Genomic DNA, 19,517 nt, shown 5'->3' on the forward strand with positions numbered 1-19,517 from the left:
CACGCGTCGTCGCGCAGCCAGTGCAGTGAAACGCCGACGGCAGGCATCGGTGTTGACGCCGGGCAAGGCGCGGCGAAGCCGATGGCGAGAGCGCCGCCGGTGGATGGTTCAGGGCTGGGTTTGCAGACCCTTCAGCAGTGCCTGGTGGAAGCGTTCCGGAGCCTGTATCTGCGGGGTATGGCCAAGGTCGGGGAATTCCACCAGGGTCGCCTGGGGAATCCGTCGGGCGGCGTCCTTGCCCAGTTGCGCGTAGTTGCCCAGCCTGGCTTTCAGTTCCGCCGGCGCGGCGTCCTTGCCGATGGCGGTGTTGTCTTTCTCGCCGATCAGCAGCAGGGTCGGCATCTGCAACCGATCCAGTTCGTAGACCACCGGCTGGGTGAAGATCATGTCGTAGGTCAGCGCCGAGTTCCAGGCCACCGACTCGCGCCCCTTGCCGCGATACATACCGGCCTGCATCCGTACCCAGCGATCGAATTCGGGGCGCCATTCGCCGGCGTAGTAGGTGGCTTGCTGGTATTGGCGAATGCCTTCGGCGCTGGTCTGCAAGTCGCGCCTGTACCAGTCGTCGACGCTGCGCCAGGGCACGCCCAGGGCCTTCCAGTCCTCCAGGCCGATGGGGTTGACCAGCACCAGTCGTTCGACCTGCCGCGGATAGAGCAGGGCGTAGCGGGTAGCGAGCATGCCGCCCATGGAGTGGCCGATCACGCTGGCCCGGGCGACGCCGAGCCGTTCCAGCAGGGCGTGGGTGTTGGCTGCCAGTTGCTGGAAGCTGTACTGGTAATGGGCCGGCTTGCTCGACTTGCAGAAACCGACCTGGTCGACGGCGATCACCCGGTAGCCGGCATCGGCGAGCACGTCGATGGTGCGCTCCCAGGTCCCGGCGCAGAAATTCTTGCCGTGCATGAGCAGGATGGTGCGGCCGTTGGCTTTCTCCGGCGCGACGTCGAGGTAGGCCATGCTCAGCGGCTGTCCCTGGGAGGTGAAGTCCAGATAATGCACCGGATAGGCGTAGTCGAAGCCTTCCAGGCGTTCGCCGTAGACCGGCGCCTGGCTGGCCAGCGCCGGCCCGCAGGCGAGGGCGAGACAGAGACTGAGGCGGGGTAGGGACATGCGATCGCTCCTGTGTGGGTCTGCCGGAGGATGCACGTCAGGGCGCGAGCTGGCCAGTCCTGGCCGGTTGCCTACAGTTGCTTCAGATACTTCACCACGTCTGCCGCGCCAGCCGCCCGCAGACCTTCGCCGAGGGCATCGGCGCGTTCGTCGTTGCGGGGCAGCAACAGGCATTCCGGGGTTTCCGGGGTGAACAGGGCGAGTCGCGCATAGGGCAGGCCGGTATCCAGCAGCAGGCTCATGAAGGTCGGTTCGGACCAGGCCTCGCTCGGAATCCGCAGCATGTGGTAGCGCTGTTCCAGTTCGTCCAGCGCGCCGGGCTCCAGTTCGTAGTGTTCCAGGTGGGCCGGCAGCTTCAGGTCCAGTTCGCGGCGGCGGGCGTAGACGATCGCCGCGGCGAAGGCGCAGGCCTGGCGTTCGCCCGCCCAGAACAGGCGTTCGCCATGCCAGGCGGCCTGGCGCAGGCGGATGCTGTCGCCGTTGGTGAAACGCGGCAGGGCCAGGCTCAGGGCCTTGACGAAATCCTTGTAGCTGATGATCCGTACGCCCCGGCAGACCTCGGCCGTGGCCAGGTCCTCCAGGCGTGGGCAAGGTGCCTGGACGAGGATCTCGCGGCTGCATACGCCTTCGATGGTCTTCAGGTCGACCGACTCCAGGGTGGAGTGGCTGACCCGCACCAGGCGCTTGAGGACCGCGTGGGCTTCCGCCTTGTCTTCCTGGACCGGGCCGGACAGCGCGCCGCGCGGCAGGTCGACCAGGGTGTGCAGGGGCGGTCCGGCCTGCCACCAGACGCTCGGCTCCGGCCGTCGCAATGGTTGGAACGGCAGCTCGAGGGCGGCTGCCCGTTCGCGCAGCTCCCGGCCATCGCTTCGCGCGGCACCCAGGCGCAGGCGATTGGCGAGTGCGGAAAGGCGACCGGTGAAGGTACTGTTGCTACGCGAGTTGGAACTCATGATCGACGGAGGGCTCCTCGGGCTCGGCGACCGACGCGGAAAGGGGCGGGAGGGGACGGCGACGGTCCGTCCATTGAAGCACAGGTTCGGGCGTGACATTCAACCGCGTGGTTTGTGGCAAGCTGTCGTGGTTCATTCAAGCGGGGGGCTCCATGCCCAGTCTCATCATGGATATCGCCCTGTCCGGCGAACGCCTGCAGGCCATCTACGGCGGCAGGGCCAATCGGGTCCTGCTGCGCAGTCGCGACGGTCGCCGGGTGAACCTGCCGGCCCATCACCTGCGTCCGTTCATCGGCCACGATGGCGTACATGGCACGTTCCGCCTCGATTTCAGCGAGGATGGCCGCCTGCTGGCGCTGCAACGCCTCGCCTGAGCGGGCGCTCGACGGCTATAATCGGCACCCTTCATTCTGCCGACCGATACCCGACCATGTACACCCTGGCCCGCCAGCTGCTGTTCAAACTGTCCCCGGAAACCTCCCACGAACTGTCCATCGACCTGATCGGGGCCGGCGGCCGCCTGGGCCTGAACCGCCTGCTGACGCCCAAGCCGGCCAGTCTACCGGTCTCTGTGCTGGGCCTGGAGTTTCCCAACCCGGTGGGGCTGGCCGCGGGCCTGGACAAGAACGGCGACGCCATCGACGGGTTCGGCCAGCTCGGCTTCGGCTTCATCGAGATCGGCACCGTCACTCCGCGACCGCAGCCGGGCAATCCCAAGCCGCGCCTGTTCCGCCTGCCGCAAGCCAACGCGATCATCAATCGCATGGGCTTCAACAACCACGGCGTCGACCACCTGCTGGCGCGGGTGCGCGCGGCGAAGTATCGCGGCGTGCTGGGGATCAACATCGGCAAGAACTTCGATACCCCGGTGGAGCGTGCGGTCGACGACTACCTGACCTGCCTGGACAAGGTCTACGCCGACGCCAGCTACGTCACCGTCAACGTCAGCTCGCCGAACACACCCGGCCTGCGCAGCCTGCAATTCGGCGATTCGCTCAAGCAACTGCTGGAGGCACTGCGCCAGCGCCAGGAAGCGCTGGCGCTGCGGCATGGCCGGCGGGTACCGCTGGCGATCAAGATCGCCCCGGACATGACCGACGAAGAGACCGCGCTGGTCGCCGCGGCGCTGGTCGAGGCGGGGATGGACGCAGTGATCGCGACCAATACCACTCTCGGCCGCGAAGGCGTGGAAGGCCTGCCGCATGGCGACGAGGCGGGTGGCTTGTCCGGCGCGCCGGTGCGGGAAAAGAGCACGCACACGGTGAAGGTGCTGGCCGGCGAGCTGGGCGGACGGCTGCCGATCATTGCCGCCGGCGGTATCACCGAGGGCGCGCACGCGGCGGAGAAGATCGCTGCCGGGGCGAGCCTGGTGCAGATCTATTCGGGTTTCATCTACAAGGGGCCGGCGTTGATCCGCGAAGCGGTGGACGCCATCGCCGCATTGCCGCGGCGGAATTGAAAAGGGCTCCTTGCGGAGCCCTTGGGCTTGCGCCCGCCGCCCGGATGGGGCGTGCCTTGGGGAAATCGGTGCTATCCGTGTTGTCGCTTACACGTGCTGGAGTTGATTGAGACGTTGTAAGCCGGCCGTACCAGTGAGACCGTCCCAGTTGTCGCCGCGGCCCTCGCGCCAGCCGTTGAGCCAGGACTGCCGCGTCGTAGGATGGGTGAACGGACAAAGATCACGAGATTTACCGGTTATGCCGTTCTGATAACCACGCAAGAAGGCTCTTTCCAACGGATCACGCTTAAGTCTTCTCATAGGGTGTTGCCCTCACTTGTTGACTGTTATGTCCCGTTGGCCCCCAGGGGAGGCCTGGCGAAGCTTTCGCCGAAAGGGGTCGTTGCCGGCGTGACGACCCTCGCCCGACACCGTTGCGGTGGCGGATTAACTGGAGTTCTAACCAAAGCGTTCAGGTGTGTGAATGACCGATTTGTCATAAAGACTTAACGCTTTCGTCGATAGGGCCATATGTTGCAGGCTCATGACGCCTGGTTTCCGGCGCTAACGCCGTAGGGTCGCGGGGTTGCGCCTTATAACGTTTTGCACCCCCACCAATTGAGATTTCCTCGCATTCCGACGAAGGGTCGCCCAGACTGCGACTCGGGGTCGCAGCGAGCAACGCCGGGAGCGTTCCGGCAATCGAACCACGGCACCTGGTGCCAAAGAAGTGCCCATGAGGGTGCTTCCACTGACAAGGGCTACGGCCCGGGAAGGCGATATGGCTGATGTTTACGAATTGTTTCTGACCTGCCCGAAAGGCCTGGAAAGCCTGCTTCTCGAAGAGGCGCAGGGGCTCGGCCTGGACGAGGCGCGCGCCCAGGTGTCGGCGGTGCGCGGGCAGGGCAGCCTGGAGGTGGCCTATCGCCTCTGCCTGTGGTCGCGCCTGGCCAACCGGGTCTTGCTGGTGCTGGCGCGATTCCCGGTGGAGAACGCCGAGTCCATGTACATGGCGGTCCACGCGGTGAACTGGGAAGACCACCTGGACGCCGGCGGCACGCTGGCGGTGGAGTTCAGCGGCAAGGGCTCGGGCATCGACAACACCCATTTCGGGGCGCTGAAGGTCAAGGATGCGATCGTCGACAACCTGCGCGAGCGCTCCGGCCGGCGCCCGTCGGTGGACAAGGTCAATCCGGACGTGCGCGTCCACCTGCACCTCGACCGCGGCCAGGCGACCCTCTCCGTGGACCTCTCCGGGCATAGCCTGCACCAGCGTGGCTATCGTCTGCAGCAGGGCGCCGCGCCGCTGAAGGAGAACCTGGCGGCGGCGGTGCTGATCCGTGCCGGCTGGCCGAAGATCGCCGCCGAGGGCGGTGCCCTGGCCGACCCGATGTGCGGCGTCGGCACCTTCCTGGTCGAGGCGGCGCTGATGGCTGCCGATATCGCGCCGAACCTCAGGCGCGAGCGCTGGGGCTTCAGCAATTGGCTGGGTCACGTGCCGGCGCTGTGGCGCAAGCTCCACGAGGAAGCCCAGCAGCGCGCGGCGGCCGGCCTGGCCAGGCCGCCGTTGTGGATTCGCGGCTACGAGGCCGACCCGCGCCTGATCCAGCCGGCGCGCAACAATATCGAGCGTGCCGGAGTGGCCGACTGGGTGAAGATCTACCAGGGCGAACTGGCGACTTTCGAGCCGCGCCCGGACAAGGGCCAGACCGGCCTGGTGATCTGCAACCCGCCCTATGGCGAGCGCCTCGGCGACGAAGCCAGCCTGCTGTATCTCTACCAGAACCTCGGCGAGCGCCTGCGCCAGAGCTGCATCGGCTGGAGCGCCGGGGTGTTCACCGGGGCGCCGGAACTGGGCAAGCGCATGGGTATCCGCAGCCATAAGCAATACGCGTTCTGGAACGGCGCGTTGGCCTGCAAGCTGCTGATGATCCAGGTCGAGCCGCGCCAGTTCGTCACCGGCGAGCGTGGCGAACGCAACGACGAAGGCCTGGCGCGGGCGCCGAGCGAGCCGGCACGGCTGAGCGAGGGCGGGCAGATGTTCGCCAATCGCCTGCAGAAGAACCTCCGGCAACTGGGCAAATGGGCGCGCCGCGACAAGATCGAGTGCTATCGCCTGTATGACGCCGACATGCCGGAGTATGCCCTGGCGGTGGATATCTACGGCGATTGGGTTCACGTCCAGGAATACGCCGCGCCCAAGTCGATCGATCCGGCAAAAGCCCAGGCGCGCCTGTTCGACGCCCTGGCGGCTATTCCGCAGACCCTGGGCGTTGCCCAGGAGCGGGTGGTGGTCAAGCGCCGCGAGCGCCAGGCCGGCAAGAAGCAGTACGAACGGCAGAGCAGCGAGGGCAAGTTCCTCGAGGTGGGCGAGGGCGATGTGCGCCTGCTGGTGAACCTGACCGATTACCTGGATACCGGGCTGTTCCTCGATCACCGGCCGATGCGCCTGCGCATCCAGAAGGAGGCGGCCGGCAAGCGCTTCCTCAACCTGTTCTGCTATACCGCCACGGCCACCGTGCATGCGGCCAGGGGCGGCGCGCGCAGCACCACCAGCGTCGACCTGTCGAAGACCTATCTGGACTGGGCGCGGCGCAACCTGTCGCTCAACGGCTTTTCCGACAAGCAGCGCCTGGTGCACGGCGACGTGATGGAGTGGTTGCGGGAAGACGATGGCCAGTACGAACTGATCTTCATCGACCCGCCGACCTTCTCCAACTCCAAGCGCATGGAAGGCGTATTCGATGTGCAGCGCGACCACGTCGAGCTGCTCGACCTGGCCATGGCGCGGCTGGCGCCAGGCGGGGTGCTGTATTTCTCCAACAACTTCCGCAAGTTCGAACTGGACGAGAGCGTGCAGGCCCGCTATGCGGTCGAAGAGATCACTGGCGAAACCCTCGATCCGGATTTCGCGCGTAATCCGAAGATCCATCGGGCCTGGAGAATCACCGTTCGCTGAGGCGAGCGGTATTCATGAAAAAGGCCGCCGGCGGACAACCGCTGGCGGCCTTTTTTCGTGCTGCGCCTTATTTCCGCGCGTGCAGGCTCAGCAGTACCTGGTCGAGGATCGCCGAAGCGCCCCACGGCCGCGGGCTGTTGAGGATCGCCACCACCACCCAGTTGTGGCCGCTGGCGTCGCGGCTGAAGCCGGCGAGGGCGCGCACGGTGTTGAGGGTGCCGGTCTTCACGTGCGCCTCGCCGACCAGTGCGGTGCGCCGCAGGCGTTTGCGCATGGTGCCGTCGAGGCCGGCCAGCGGCAGCGAGGAGATGTACTCCGGTGCATAGGGGCTGTGCCAGGCGGCTTGCAGCATCGCCGCCATCTCACGGGCGCTGACCCGTTCCTGGCGCGACAGTCCCGAGCCGTTCTCCATCACCAGGCGCGGCGCGGTGATGCCCTTGCGCGCCAGCCACTGCCGCACCACCCGCTGCGCGGCCTGGGCGTCGTCGCCGTCGGCACTGTTGCGGAACTGCGCGCCGATGGAGAGGAACAACTGCCGGGCCATGGTGTTGTTACTGTATTTGTTGATGTCGCGGATGATTTCGACCAGGTCTGGCGAGAAGGCCTTGGCGATCAGCGTGGCGTTGCGCGGTACGCTGCCCTGGCGATCCTTGCCGAGGATGCTGCCGCCCAGTTCCTGCCAGATGCCGCGCACCGCGCCGGCGGTGTAGCCGGGGTGGTCGAGCAGCGACATGTAGGTCTGCGCGCTACAGCCCTGGGGAATCTGTCCGGTGGCCAGCAGGGTGGTGCCGTCGAACTGGGTCACCGGGCTGAAGCGCAGCTTCGGCCAGGCCGGGCAGGTGGCCGGCGCGGTCATCTTCACCTGGTTGTCGATGCGTACGTTGGCCAGCGGCGGGTCCATCTGCACGTTGACCTTGTTGCCGTCGGTGCGCACCACCATGCGCACGCTCTTCAGGTTGACCAGCAGCGAGTCCGGACCGACCAGGAACGGCTTGGTGTCGTCGCCGCCGTCGTCGTTGAATACCGGCAACTGCGGGATGTTGAAGTAGCTGCGGTCGAGTACCAGGTCACCGGTGACCTTGGTCACGCCATTGGCGCGCAGGTCGCGCATCAGCAGCCAGAGCTTCTCCATGTTCAGTTTCGGATCGCCGCCGCCCTTGAGGTAGAGGTTGCCGTTGAGCACTCCGTTCTTGAGCTGGCCGTCGGTGTAGAACTCGGTCTTCCACTGGTAGGTCGGGCCGAGCATTTCCAGGGCGGCATAGGTGGTGAACAGCTTCATGGTCGAGGCCGGGTTCACCGATACGTCGGCGTTGTAGTAGGTGGGGTTGCCCGGGCCGTCGAGCGGAATCAGCACCAGCGACAGATCGTTGCCGGTCAGCTTGTTGGTCTGCAGGGCTTTCTGCACGTTGGCCGGCAGGGTGGCGTTGACCTGGGCGAGGGTGGGAAGGGCAAAAGGCAGGAGCGTGGCGAAGGCAAGAGTACGCAGCGACTTGAACATTAATGAAGAACCCTTGAAGACGGAGGGTAGAAAATGAAATGAAGATGAAAAACGAAGCGAACCTGAAAAAAGAGACGGGCATCACGCGAAGAGGCCGTCTTGCTCATTATGCCGCAAGGCGGATAACGATGCGCTGGAGTTTCGCGGAGTTCGCCGTCATATCGCCGAATGGTCGGAACTGGTAGAGTGCGCCGGCAATCCGGCCGCGCCGCGCGGAGCTTGCCGGGGTTCGCCCGCGGCTCCAGCGGCGTCGGCTACTGTCTGTAATGCGAGGCTCCGCCAATGGAGCGTCAATCCAGGAGATGCCGCCATGGCTACTAATCGTTCCCGCCGCCTGCGCAAGAAATTGTGCGTCGATGAATTCCAGGAGCTGGGTTTCGAATTGAACTTCCACTACAAGGAAGGCGTGGATGCCGATGCGGTGAACGCTTTCATGTTGCGCTTCATCGATCAGGCGATCGAAGCCAACGAACTGACCTATGGCGGCTGTGACGAATTCGGTTTCGTCTGCCTGGCGCGCCGTGGCTCGGTCAATGAAGAGCAGCGGACCCTGATCGAGGCCTGGTTGAAGCAGCAACCGGAACTGGCCAGCGTCGAGGTCGGCGCGTTGGTCGACGCCTGGTACCCGGAACAGCCTGTCCTGCCGAAGCTCTAAGCGATAGCGCCGCCATCCCGCCCGAGGATGGCGGTCGCGTTTTCCCTCTCTTCAATCCTGCCCCGGCGCCATCTGGCCTGGCGCCCGTCGTGCTTTCCTTTGCCCAGCCCAAGGCATGTCGCGGCTTGTGGCCGTACATGCGGATAGCAATACTTCGAAGCCCCTGACGAACTATTCAACTCGCTCTGGCAGATAACGAGCCGGGAGGGCGCGTATATATGCGGGTGTTTTTCATGCAGATAACCAGGGCAATTGCTTGGCAATATACGAGGTTTTGAATTCGCCGTAAGAAATAAATTAAGTTTCCGTGAGAATATTCCTTAAAGCATATGAGTTGCCATCGAATATCTCGACAATATGGCTCCCGTCTATATCTTGCTCAGGAGGAATTTTTTCTGAATTTTTATTGGCAAGGAAATCAGACAATGAGCCGTATTCTGATAGTCGACGATCATCCCGTGATTCGCATGGCCATGAAGATGTTGCTGGAAGCCGAAGGGCACCAGATCGTCGGCGATACCGATAATGGCGTGGATGCCATCAGCCTCGGGCGGGAGCTGAAGCCGGACCTGGTCATCCTCGATATCGGCATTCCCAGGCTGGACGGCCTCGAGGTCATCAGCCGCCTGATGGTGCTGGCGTTGCCCCTGAAGATCCTCGTCCTGACCGGCCAGAGCGCCTCGCTCTTCGCCCTGCGCAGCATGCAGGCGGGCGCCGCCGGGTTCGTCTGCAAGCAGGGCGGACTGGCCGAACTGGTGACGGCGGTGAATGCGGTCGCCTCGGGATACAGTTACTTTCCCAGCTCGGCCATGCGTCCTGTGCAACAGGGCGCCTATTCCGACGATGTGGAATTGCTCGGACGCCTGTCCGATCGCGAAGTATCGGTATTGCAATATCTCAGCCAGGGTTATTCGAACAAGCAGATATCCGAGCAGATGTTTATCAGCAACAAGACCGTCAGCACTTACAAGGCGCGCTTGTTGTTGAAGTTGAACGCCGGTTCGCTGGTGGATCTCATCGAGTTCGCCAAACGCAATACGCTTATCTAAGGGCCGGAACCGAATGAAGTTCCAGAAACGCAGTGCGTGCATGCTCGGCCTGCTTCTTATATTCGCCTGCATGGCGGGATATGCCGTTCCGGCGAGGGCGACGGGTGGCGAATATTCTTCCATGCCCCGGATTCCCGCTCCGGATCGTGCGGAGGACGCCGATGCGGTCGTCGAAGCGCCACTACGCCAGGCTGCCGACGGGCTGCGCTCGCCATCCCCTTCCAGCCTTGTGCTCGGCCTGCTGGTAGCCTGCCTGGTCTGCGTCGGATGCCTGGGCTGGAATACCGTCCTGCAGCTCAAGCTCAGGCGCTGGCAACGTACCGAAGCCGACCTGAGCGGCCGCCTGGCATTGAAGCAGGCGCTGGTCGACGGGATTCCCTACCCGGTGAGCATCCGCACGCTCGACGGTCGCCTGCTGGCCTGCAACCGCAATTACCTGGAAAGCCTGCGGATGACCCGTGAGCAGGCCCGCGGCACCCTGTTGACCGATTCCGACTGGGTCGAGGGCAGCAAGGCACGGCTCATGCACCAGCAGTGCCTGGCGGTGGCTCGGGGAGGAACGGCGAGCTTCACCGACATGGCGGTGCGCATCGGTGGGCAATTGCTGGAGATCCACCATTGGGTCACGCCCTACAGGGATCGCCAGGGACGGGTGCTCGGCCTGATGAACGGCTGGATCGACATCACCGAACGGGAGCGCCTGGCCCGCCAGTTGCGCGAGGCGATGCGCCAGGCGGACGAGGCGAATCGGGCGAAGAGCGTCTTCCTGGCGACCATGAGCCACGAGATCCGTACGCCGATGAATGCGGTCATCGGCATCCTCGAACTGGTCCTGCAGCGCCTGGCGCCGGAGCAGCGCGAACGCGCCTCGCTGGAGGTCGCCTACGAGGCTGCGGGGTCGCTGCAACTGCTTATCGGCGACATCCTCGACGTCGCCAAGATCGAGTCCGGCCACCTGACCCTCACGCCCGAGCGGGTTCGCCTGCGCCATGTCGTGGAATCGGTGCGCCGTATGTTCGAAGGCCTGGCCCGGCAGAAAGGCCTGAGACTCGTTGTGGAGCTGGACGATGCCCCGGGACGGGACGTGCTGATCGATCCCCTGCGTTTCAAGCAGGTGCTCTCCAACCTGGTGAGCAATGCGATCAAGTTCACCGAGCGGGGACAGGTGACGATCCGTCTCCAGGAAAGGAGCCTGGACGAGGGGAGGGCGATCGTCCGGGTGGCCGTGGAGGATTCCGGTATCGGTATCGCTCCGGCGGACCAGGCGCGCCTGTTCCAGCCTTTCATCCAGGTGGCCAAGGGACGCACGGTGCAGGGCGGGACCGGCCTCGGGCTGGCGATCTGTCGCAAGCTGGTGGACCTCATGGGTGGCGATGTCGAGATGCACAGCGAGCCGGGCAAAGGCACCCGGGTGTCGCTCGACCTGCTATTGCGCCAGTGCGGGCCGAAAATGCCTGAATCCGGCCAGGACCCACTGGCAGCATCCATGGAGCCGTCTCGCCGCCTGCATATCCTCATCGCCGACGACTATCCGCCCAACCGGGTACTGCTGCGCCAGCAACTGGAGTTTCTCGGCCATCGGGTGGCGGAAGCGGAGGATGGCCAGGTGGCTCTGGAACTCTGGGCCGACGAGCGCTTCGAGGTGCTGATCAGCGACTGCAACATGCCGCGCCTGAACGGCTATCAGCTGGCACGCAGGATACGCATCCAGGAACGGTGCGAGCGGCGCGCGCCGATCCTGATCCTCGGCTATACCGCCGATGCCGAGCCGGACGAGGTACAGCGCTGCCGCGACGCGGGCATGGATGATTGCCTGTTCAAGCCGCTCGGCCTGGAGACCCTGCGCAACTACCTCGCGACTTCTTTCGGCCGCGACGCCGCGCAGCCCCGGGGGCTCTATGACGCGGACGCCCTCAGCAGCCTCGGCGGCGGCCGCCCGGAACGGCTGCGCGAACTGCTGGAGACCCTGCTAGGCAGCAACCGTCAGGACCTCCAGCGCCTTGCCATCCTCCTGCGCGAGGGTGACAGGACCCGGCTCGCCGAGCATGCACACCGCATCAAGGGCGCCGCGCGGATGATCGGGGCGCGTACCCTGCTGGAGGCCTGCGAGGTCTTGGAGGACGCCTGCCGGCGAAGTGGCGACGGGGAGTGCCTGCAGGCGCTTGGCGAAAGACTCCGGCTGGCCCTGGAGGCGTTGCAGGAGGAACTCCAGGAGCAATTGGCGGCCGCTGCGGTATGAGCCCTTCCGTTCAGGAGGGGCTCGAGCGTCCGGTCATTTCCCGGGCCATTTCCGTGGCGTAGCTGTCGGTCATGCCGGCGATGAAATCGATCACCTGGAGGAAGGCGCGGTACAGCGGCCACTGCGGGTCGGGCGCGTTGCGTCCGAGCAGGTCGAGGATGCGCCGGTTCTTGAACGACGGCGCATGCCCGCCGTATTGCTCCAGCGCGGCGCCACAGAAGGCGTTGAGGAGGATCTCCAGAGTGGTGTAGGCGCCGATCTCGTGGAGGGTCTTGCGCTTGTCCTGGAAGATCTTTTCCCGGGCGATGGCCTTGGCCCGCTGCACGCAGAGCTTGGCCGGGCCGTGCATGTGTTCCACCAGGTCGCCGGCAAGCTGCCCGGCGAGCAGGGCCTGCTGCTGGTCGACGAAGGCACGGGCGGCGGCATTGGTCAGGTGCTCGATGGCCTTGCCGCGGAGGATCGCCAGTTTACGCCGGCGGGAGTCCCTGGGGCCGAGTTGGCGATAGGTGTCGGGCAGGTCGTCGCCGACCAGGCCGAGCAGCAGCGCCTCGACCTCGCTGTATTCGAGCAGCTCCATTTCCAGGCCGTCTTCGAGGTCGATCAGGCCATAGCAGATGTCGTCCGCCGCTTCCATCAGGTAGACCAGCGGATGGCGAGCCCAGCGCTCGTCGTCGAGTTGCGGCATGCCGAGCTTATGGGTGATCTGCTCGAGCAGCGGCAGTTCGCTCTGGTAGCAGCCGAACTTGTGCTTCTTGTAGCCCAGCGCTTCGGCGTGGCGCGAGGTCCAGGGGTACTTCAGGTAGGTGCCCAGGGTTGCGTAGGTCAACCGCGTGCCGCCGTCGAACTGGTGGTATTCCAGTTGGGTGAGGACCCGGAAGCCCTGGGCGTTGCCTTCGAAGTGGAGAAAGTCGGAACGCTCGGCGTCGCTCATCTCGTCCAGCCAGCCACGTCCGGCGGCTTGCTGGAACCAGTTGCGGATCGCGTCTTCGCCGGAGTGCCCGAACGGTGGGTTGCCGATGTCGTGGGCCAGGCAGGCCGACTGGACGATGACCCCGAGGTCGCTGGGGTCGCACCACTCGGGTAGTTCCTCGCGGAGGATCTCGCCGACCCGCATGCCCAGCGAGCGGCCGACGCAGGCGACTTCCAGGGAGTGGGTCAGGCGGGTGTGGATGTGATCGTTGCTGGAGACCGGATGGACCTGGGTCTTGCGTCCGAGGCGGCGAAACGCGCCGGAGAAGATGATCCGGTCATGGTCCTTGTGGAAGGCGCTGCGGCCCAGTTCATCGTTGCTGTGTACCGGCTTTCCGAGCCGTTCGCGGGTGAGCAGGGTCTGCCAGTCCATCGGGAATTCCAGGGATGCGCTGAGGCGATGCGGACACGCTAACGGTTTGCCTCGGCAAGCTCAATCGTCGCGTTGGGGAAACGGAGGGCGCCGACCGTTGCCGGTCGGCGCATCCTTCAACGGCCTTTCTGCTTGCGCAGGCCGAGCAACAGCGGGGCCAGGGCGACGCCCAGGCGCAGCAGACGCTGCCAGCGTCCGCCCTTGCCAAGCAGTACGCCCAGCAGTGCGGCTCCGCCGGCGCCCCAGAGCGCCGCATTGCCACCGCCGAACAGTTGCTGGCTGAGGTTGTGGCCCAGCCCCTGGGCCTGGCGGAAGGGCTGCACCAGCAGTTGGCTTTCGCGGCGCAATTGCTGGCGCTGCATTTCCAGGCGCAGGCGGATCACCGCCTTGCGCAATTCGCGACGCGACAGGCCGGTCGCGTTCACCGGTAGTTGGCTCATGCGCGTTTCCTTGTCATGGCAGCAGTCGCTCGCGGTCGTTGGCCAGTTCTTCCAGGGTGGCGCTGAACGGCGAGCTTTCGTCGTTGATCGACTGGTACAGGCGCCAGCCGCAGAACAGCGAGCCGATCACGTAGAACAGGCACAACCCGAGCGCCGCTGCGAGCCGGTTGGTGTCCCAGAACACGATCAGCACCAGCAGCGACAGGCCGACCAGCAGGAGCAGGGCGAATACCAGGGCCAGCCCGGCGAACAGCAGCAGGCGCAGGGTGTTGGCCTTCTGTTCCTGCAGCTCGATGCCGAACAGCTCGACGTGACCGTGCAACAGGCCGAGGAAGGCGGCGCCGAAGCGCCGCAGGGAGGGGCGGCCGTCCGCCGGGTCCTTTCCTTCGCTCATGGCTCAGCGCCGGCTGACCAACAGGCCAAGCAGGAAGCCGACGCCGGCGGCGATGCCGATGCTCTGCCAGGGGTGTTCGCCGACGTACACCTCGGTGGCGTCCACCGCGGCCTGGCTGCGTTCGCGGACGTTGTCCTTCAGCGAGTCCTTGGTGTCGCGCAAGGTGTCGCGAGCGCGCTTGAGGCTGTCGTGGATCTTGCCGCGGATTTCCTCCGCCTGGTCGCCCGCCACGTCGGCGGTGCTTTGCAGCAGTTTCTCGGTATCGGCGACCAGTGCCTGGAATTCAGCCAACAGTTCATCCTTTGCAGCGTTTGCAGTGGTCTTGCGGGGCATGACGAGCTCCTCTGGTCATGGGGTGTGTTTTTTCGAGCCGAGCGCGGGGCGGAAGGTTCAACCGGTGGGTAATTTCCGCGCATTGCCGGTCGCTCCCGGCGCTCCTTTCATTAAAGACTGCCACAGCGTGCCTGTCGGCGCGGCTGCGGCGAGATGACGCCCATCCGGCTGCCTCGCAACGGGGCGCGAACTGGTATGGCGCTTGCAATTCCCTGGTGCGCACGTCGGCCGGAATGCCCCTTGCGAGGGCGCCAGGCGCTCCCGGAGGGTACTTCGGGATGAACGTCCAACCCAATGAAAACCAAGGAAAGTCCGTGAGCTTTCCATGCTGCCTCAGGCACCTTGCGAAACGTCCGCCGAAGAAAAGCGGCGGTTCGCACGACGACTACTGCTTCGTCTTGGTGCGTTGAAGGAGGGGCGTGGGCGTTTCTGGTGCTTTCTCTCTCTATGCGCGAAGGCTGCCTCAATCCATGGATAACCTGAATAGTGCGGTGCAAGTCCTGATCCACGGCTCCAATACCCTGTTCATCCTGCTCGGAGCGGTGATGGTGCTGGCGATGCACGCCGGCTTCGCCTTCCTCGAGGTGGGCACCGTGCGCCTGAAGAACCAGGTCAACGCCCTGTCGAAGATCCTGTCCGACTTCGCCATCTCGGCGCTGGCCTATTTCTTCGTCGGCTACTGGATTGCCTATGGCGTGACCTTCTTCCACCCGGCGGCGGCGCTGACCGTGGACAGTGGCTATGCGCTGGTGAAGTTCTTCTTCCTGCTGACCTTCGCCGCGGCGATCCCGGCGATCATTTCCGGTGGCATCGCCGAGCGTGCCCGGTTCGGTCCGCAGTTGTGCGCCACGGCGCTGATCGTGGCCTTCGTGTACCCGTTCTTCGAAGGCTTGGTGTGGAACGGCAATTTCGGTTTGCAGGAATGGCTGAAGCTGGAGTTCGGCGCACCTTTCCACGATTTCGCCGGCTCCGTGGTGGTGCATGCGCTGGGCGGCTGGCTGGCATTGGCGGCGGTGCTATTGCTGGGCAGCCGCAACGGTCGCTATCGCGACGGCAAGCTGGTGGCGATGGCGCCGTCGAGCATCCCGTTCCTGGCGCTGGGGTCGTGGATCCTGATCATCGGCTGGTTCGGCTTCAACGTGATGAGCGCCCAGACCCTCGCCGGGGTCAGCGGGCTGGTGGCGGTCAACTCCTTGCTGGCGATGGTTGGCGGCACCATGGCGTCGCTGCTGATCGGCCGCAACGACCCGGGCTTCCTGCACAACGGTCCGCTGGCCGGGTTGGTGGCGGTGTGCGCCGGTTCCGACCTGATGCATCCGATCGGCGCGCTGGCCACCGGCCTGGTGGCGGGGGCCCTGTTCGTCTGGGCGTTCACCGCGACCCAGGTGCGCTGGAAGATCGACGACGTCCTCGGTGTCTGGCCGTTGCACGGCCTTTGCGGGGTCTGGGGCGGGATCGCCTGCGGCATCTTTGGCCAGCAGGCATTGGGGGGGCTCGGCGGGGTGAGCCTGGCCAGCCAGGCGCTCGGCAGCCTGCTGGGGGTGACGGTGGCTTTCGCCGGCGGCCTGTTGGTCTATGGGCTGATGAAGGCGCTGCTGGGCATCCGCTTGAGCCAGGAGGAGGAGTACTACGGCGCGGACCTGTCGATCCACAAGATCGGCGCGATCAGCCACGAATGAGAGGGCGGACTTCCTTGGTCCGGTGGGGTATCGGCGGATAACGCCCCAGGCGCTATCCGTCCTGCACGTTGCGAGCGAGGCATCCCGTCATGAAAGAGGCCACCCAAGGGTGGCCTCTTCGTTCTGCCGCGGGGCCCTGGGGAGGGGCGGATGGCCGTACCGCGGCTATCCGCCGGTCCTGCCGTTACCAGAGCGGCAGCGTGTAGCTGACGATCAGGCGATTTTCGTCGTAGTCGTTGGTGTAGTTGGTGCGCATGGTCGCGTTGCGCCACTTCACCCCGAGGTTCTTCAACGGGCCGCTCTGGAACACGTAGGCGATGTCCATGTCGCGTTCCCATTCCTTGCCTTCGCCCGAGGTGGTCAGCAGGTCGATGTTGTCGCCCTTGACGTAGCGGGTCATGAAGGTCAGGCCGGGAATGCCGACGCCGGCGAAATTGTAGTCGTAGCGCGCCTGCCAGGATTTCTCGTCCTTGTTGGCGAAGTCGCCGATCTGGATGAAGTTCACCAGGTAGGGGTCGGCGCCGTTGATGTAGGCGAAGCCGGTGTCGCCGCTCATCTTCTGGTAGCCGACGCCGAAGGCGTGGTAGCCGAGGCTATAGGTGAACATGGCGTTGAGCGCCTTGTTGTCGACGTTGCTGGAGCCGTCGTCGGTGGAGCGCGCCCAGCGGATGTCGGATTTCAGCGACTGCTTGTCGGCGATCGGCAGGGTGTGCACCAGGCCGAGGTAATGCTGCTTGTAGAAGTTGTCGAGCTTGCCGTAGTGGTAGCTGGTGCTGAGGTTGTCGGTCCACTTGTAGCTGCCGCCGGCGAAGTCGAACTTGTCCGAAGTCAGCCCGGAACGGACCACGATGTTGCGCTTGCCGCCACCGGTGATGGTCATGTCCTCGTTGTCCGAGGAGTCGCGCTGGTTGACCTTCTTCAGGCGCCCGGCGTCGAGGGTCAGGCCGTCGATCTCCATGGAGTTCAGCGCGCCACCCTGGAAGGTCTGCGGCAGCAGGCGGATGTCGTTGGGCATGATCACCGGCAGCTTGGGGGTCAGGGTGCCGATCTTCAGGGTGCTCTTCGACGCCCGCAGCTTGGCGGTGATCCCTGCCTCGCCATAGTCGTCCTGGGCGCGGCCGGTTTCGCGGTCGCGCTTGAGCAGGCCGGTGCCGCTGCGGTCGGGGCTGGAGTCGAGCTTCACCCCGAGCAGGCCGATGGCGTCGACGCCGAAACCGATGGTGCCCTCGGTGTAGCCGGACTCGTAGCGCAGGAGGAAGCCCTGGGCCCATTCCTCGGCCTTGGACTGGCTGGCGCCTTCCTGGCGGAAATCACGGTTGAAGTAGAAGTTGCGGAGTTCGATGCTGGCCTTGCTGTCCTTGATGAACTCGGCATGGGCCAGGGTTGGGACGGTAATGCTGGAACCCAGCGTGGCAAAAGCCACGGCACGGGCGATCGGGGTCATGCTCATTGTTATTGTCTCCTCGAGCGCTTGGGGCAGGCCGATGGCGGCGGCGTGACGCCACGTCGGCCTGTGACAGCCCGGTTACTTAAGCACTACGGGAAGACGGTCACTGTTAGACATTAGTCGAGGGTGGCCGAGAATTGGCACGAACCCTGTCTAGGACGGGCTTTCCCGCTATTCCAACCAGTGCGGGAAGTAGCCCAGGGCGGCCTGGACCCGCGCATCGTGCGCCGGAATCACGCTCAGGCGCGGGTCGCTGCGGAGCAGCAGGCGGATCTTCGCCAGTTGCGCGAGGGTGCGCGCGGGATCGCGATCGACCAGGGCGCGGCCGGCGAAGAATTTCTGCCGCGGGCCTTCGACGCCTTCGAGTCGCCAACTGGTGTCGCCGCTGAAGAACAGCCGACGCCCGCTGTCGAGGGTGACGAACAGACCGACCGAGCCGGGCGTATGGCCGGGCAGGGGGACCAGCACCAGGCGGCCGTCGCCAAACAGGTCGAGGCTTTCGTCGAAGCCCATGAACGGCTGCGGATCGAAGCTGTAAGGTCGCCAGCGCACGCCATGGCGGAATTGGCTGGGGAAGGCGGCCGGCGGGGTGGCGATGCGGCTGAAGGCGATCTCCTCGTAGGGTGCCCAGACCGGTACTTCGGGGAAGTCGACCAGGCCCGAGGCATGATCCCAGTGTGCGTGGGACAGCAGGATGCGATCGACGCGGATACCGGCGGCGTCCAGTTGGTCGCGCGCCGGGACGACTTTCTGGTAAGCGAACAGCGGCGCCGCCCACCAGGGCATGTCGGCGCGGAACTGGGCGTCGATGTCGCGCCCCAGGCCAGTGTCGAAGAGTAGGGTGGCGGCATGGTGCTCGATCAGCACCGCGGTATGGCTGAGCGGCACCCGGCGTACCCAGGAGCCGCCGTCGACGGTGAGCGCATCGAGGGTTTCCACTCCCGAGGTGCGCAGCAGGGCGACTCGCATTTCCGCCGCCTGCACCGGCAGGACGAGGAGGGCGATCAACAACGAGGCAAGGCGATACAGGAAAGGCATCAAGATTCACCGGCAGGAAGGAAAGGGGATGGCTGGGACTCGCCGAATGCCAGCGGCAGGCGGCCGCGCCGCCAGCGCCAGCCTGCGGGGCGCAACGCCAGCAGGCGCTCGGCGCCGACGGGCCAGGGGATGGATGGCTGCGAACCCGGCCAGAACAGCTCGGCCTCGGCGTGCAGGTGCAGCAAGTCGCCGTTGTCGAAGTCGATGAACAGCAGGCCGCAGCGAGGCTCCTGGAGCAGGTTGCCGAGGGTATTGAACAGGCGGTTGCCGGCGTAGTCGGGCAACCACAGGCGGCCATCCGCGCCGAGCCGGAGAAAGCCCGGCGGCCCGCCGCGGTGGGAGACGTCGACGCCGCCTCTGAGCGGGTCGGCATGCTGGCTGGCGATGAACAGCGTATCGCTGCGCGAGACCAGCGACAGCCAGCGCGGATCGAGTCCTTCGCCCTGCAACGCGGGACTTGCGACCCTGGAGACGGGCTGATGGCTGCGCGCCTGGATGTACTTGGGACAGTTACCGAAGGATTGCTCGACGCCGACCGTGAAACCCTTTCCGTCCCACGCCAGGACCCGTCCATTCATGCGGTTGCGGCGGCGGGTTGGCCATTCCAGGCCGAGGATGCCGAGGCGGTTGCCGGCCTCGAGATTGGCCGCCAGCGGATCGTCCGCTTGCGGCAGGCTGTCGATGCGCAGGCGGGTCGGTTCCGGCGAACGGGCGAAGCCGGGGGGGCCCCAGAGCACCGAGGCGCAGGGGTAGCCGTCGGCGTCGAGGCTGCCCACCAGCAACAGCGATAGCAGGGCGAAGAACTCCCGGTGCTGGTCCGGCATGAAGGCGCGGATCGCGCGGCTGCCGAAGCCGGCGACCTGTTCGCGAACGCCGGCGCGTTCCTGGATCGCCAGTTCGCCGGCGTGGAAGGGACTCTGTTCCTGGCTCATGCTGCCTCCTG

The 19,517-nt window shown here is 65.4% G+C and carries 18 protein-coding genes; 7 read left to right on the plus strand and 11 right to left on the minus strand.

What is annotated here, in order from left to right; all coding sequences use genetic code 11:
- Positions 1-108 precede the first annotated feature (108 nt).
- Both LE197_RS03360 and LE197_RS03365 read right to left on the minus strand, forming a co-directional pair.
- Positions 109-1,110 carry an alpha/beta fold hydrolase gene (locus LE197_RS03360; RefSeq protein ID WP_058179047.1) on the minus strand — a complete coding sequence of 334 codons (1,002 nt, stop codon included), beginning with the start codon at positions 1,108-1,110 and terminating at the stop codon, positions 109-111.
- Positions 1,111-1,181: 71 nt separating this feature from the next.
- Positions 1,182-2,063, minus strand: a complete 882-nt coding sequence (locus tag LE197_RS03365; protein ID WP_033968943.1) for a DUF6685 family protein — start codon at positions 2,061-2,063, stop codon at positions 1,182-1,184.
- A 152-nt stretch (positions 2,064-2,215) separates the two neighbouring features.
- On the opposite strand from LE197_RS03365, the gene LE197_RS03370 reads away from it, so the two are divergent.
- The gene (locus LE197_RS03370; RefSeq protein WP_003103227.1) at positions 2,216-2,437 is read left to right on the plus strand and encodes a DUF2835 domain-containing protein; all 222 of its coding nucleotides are present in this window, start codon (positions 2,216-2,218) and stop codon (positions 2,435-2,437) included.
- Between the two features lie 56 nt (positions 2,438-2,493).
- Positions 2,494-3,522 (plus strand): quinone-dependent dihydroorotate dehydrogenase, encoded by a 1,029-nt coding sequence (locus LE197_RS03375; protein ID WP_033968942.1) that lies wholly within the window; start codon positions 2,494-2,496, stop codon positions 3,520-3,522.
- Positions 3,523-3,609: 87 nt separating this feature from the next.
- Here the strand turns inward: LE197_RS03375 and rmf are convergent, their stop codons facing one another.
- Positions 3,610-3,822 (minus strand): ribosome modulation factor, encoded by a 213-nt coding sequence (rmf, locus tag LE197_RS03380; RefSeq protein WP_003103238.1) that lies wholly within the window; start codon positions 3,820-3,822, stop codon positions 3,610-3,612.
- Between the two features lie 460 nt (positions 3,823-4,282).
- Between rmf and rlmKL the strand changes: the two genes are divergently transcribed.
- On the plus strand, positions 4,283-6,460 hold the full coding sequence (gene rlmKL / locus LE197_RS03385; protein ID WP_058179046.1) for a bifunctional 23S rRNA (guanine(2069)-N(7))-methyltransferase RlmK/23S rRNA (guanine(2445)-N(2))-methyltransferase RlmL: 2,178 nt from the start codon (positions 4,283-4,285) through the stop codon (positions 6,458-6,460).
- A gap of 67 nt (positions 6,461-6,527) precedes the next feature.
- Here the strand turns inward: rlmKL and dacB are convergent, their stop codons facing one another.
- Positions 6,528-7,958 carry a D-alanyl-D-alanine carboxypeptidase/D-alanyl-D-alanine-endopeptidase gene (dacB, locus tag LE197_RS03390; protein ID WP_003160657.1) on the minus strand — a complete coding sequence of 477 codons (1,431 nt, stop codon included), beginning with the start codon at positions 7,956-7,958 and terminating at the stop codon, positions 6,528-6,530.
- Between the two features lie 310 nt (positions 7,959-8,268).
- On the opposite strand from dacB, the gene LE197_RS03395 reads away from it, so the two are divergent.
- The 3 genes from LE197_RS03395 (at position 8,269) to LE197_RS03405 (ending at position 11,901) form a co-directional block, all read left to right on the plus strand.
- Positions 8,269-8,613, plus strand: a complete 345-nt coding sequence (locus LE197_RS03395; protein WP_033968940.1) for a YggL family protein — start codon at positions 8,269-8,271, stop codon at positions 8,611-8,613.
- 425 nt (positions 8,614-9,038) lie between these two features.
- Positions 9,039-9,662, plus strand: a complete 624-nt coding sequence (locus LE197_RS03400; protein WP_003091268.1) for a response regulator transcription factor — start codon at positions 9,039-9,041, stop codon at positions 9,660-9,662.
- A gap of 13 nt (positions 9,663-9,675) precedes the next feature.
- The gene (locus LE197_RS03405; RefSeq protein WP_033968939.1) at positions 9,676-11,901 is read left to right on the plus strand and encodes an ATP-binding protein; all 2,226 of its coding nucleotides are present in this window, start codon (positions 9,676-9,678) and stop codon (positions 11,899-11,901) included.
- A 10-nt stretch (positions 11,902-11,911) separates the two neighbouring features.
- Here the strand turns inward: LE197_RS03405 and LE197_RS03410 are convergent, their stop codons facing one another.
- From LE197_RS03410 to LE197_RS03425, 4 genes are all read right to left on the minus strand, one after another.
- Positions 11,912-13,243, minus strand: a complete 1,332-nt coding sequence (locus LE197_RS03410) for a deoxyguanosinetriphosphate triphosphohydrolase (RefSeq protein ID WP_033968937.1) — start codon at positions 13,241-13,243, stop codon at positions 11,912-11,914.
- Between the two features lie 116 nt (positions 13,244-13,359).
- Positions 13,360-13,683, minus strand: coding sequence for a hypothetical protein (locus LE197_RS03415; protein WP_003103249.1), 324 nt, complete (start codon positions 13,681-13,683; stop codon positions 13,360-13,362).
- Positions 13,684-13,696: 13 nt separating this feature from the next.
- Positions 13,697-14,077 carry a phage holin family protein gene (locus LE197_RS03420; RefSeq protein ID WP_003091263.1) on the minus strand — a complete coding sequence of 127 codons (381 nt, stop codon included), beginning with the start codon at positions 14,075-14,077 and terminating at the stop codon, positions 13,697-13,699.
- A 3-nt stretch (positions 14,078-14,080) separates the two neighbouring features.
- Entirely contained in the window at positions 14,081-14,410 is a 330-nt protein-coding gene (locus tag LE197_RS03425) for a DUF883 family protein (RefSeq protein WP_003091262.1), read from the minus strand.
- 470 nt (positions 14,411-14,880) lie between these two features.
- Here LE197_RS03425 and LE197_RS03430 point away from each other — a divergent pair, with 470 nt between their 5' ends.
- Entirely contained in the window at positions 14,881-16,089 is a 1,209-nt protein-coding gene (locus tag LE197_RS03430) for an ammonium transporter (RefSeq protein WP_003091258.1), read from the plus strand.
- Between the two features lie 184 nt (positions 16,090-16,273).
- Here LE197_RS03430 and opdQ read toward each other — a convergent pair whose 3' ends face one another.
- The 3 genes from opdQ to LE197_RS03445 all read right to left on the minus strand — a co-directional run bounded on the left by opdQ (position 16,274) and on the right by LE197_RS03445 (position 19,506).
- Positions 16,274-17,539 carry a porin OpdQ gene (gene opdQ / locus LE197_RS03435; protein ID WP_226033858.1) on the minus strand — a complete coding sequence of 422 codons (1,266 nt, stop codon included), beginning with the start codon at positions 17,537-17,539 and terminating at the stop codon, positions 16,274-16,276.
- 168 nt (positions 17,540-17,707) lie between these two features.
- Entirely contained in the window at positions 17,708-18,574 is an 867-nt protein-coding gene (locus tag LE197_RS03440) for an MBL fold metallo-hydrolase (protein ID WP_003109616.1), read from the minus strand.
- Positions 18,574-19,506: a pyridoxamine 5'-phosphate oxidase family protein gene (locus tag LE197_RS03445; RefSeq protein WP_059309677.1), complete on the minus strand. Its 933-nt coding sequence runs from the start codon at positions 19,504-19,506 to the stop codon at positions 18,574-18,576. The genes LE197_RS03440 and LE197_RS03445 overlap by 1 nt, the downstream gene beginning before the upstream one ends.
- Positions 19,507-19,517: the final 11 nt, after the last annotated feature.

Source organism: Pseudomonas sp. PS1(2021) (assembly GCF_020405165.1).
In the GTDB taxonomy this organism is placed as follows: Bacteria; Pseudomonadota; Gammaproteobacteria; order Pseudomonadales; family Pseudomonadaceae; genus Pseudomonas; species Pseudomonas aeruginosa.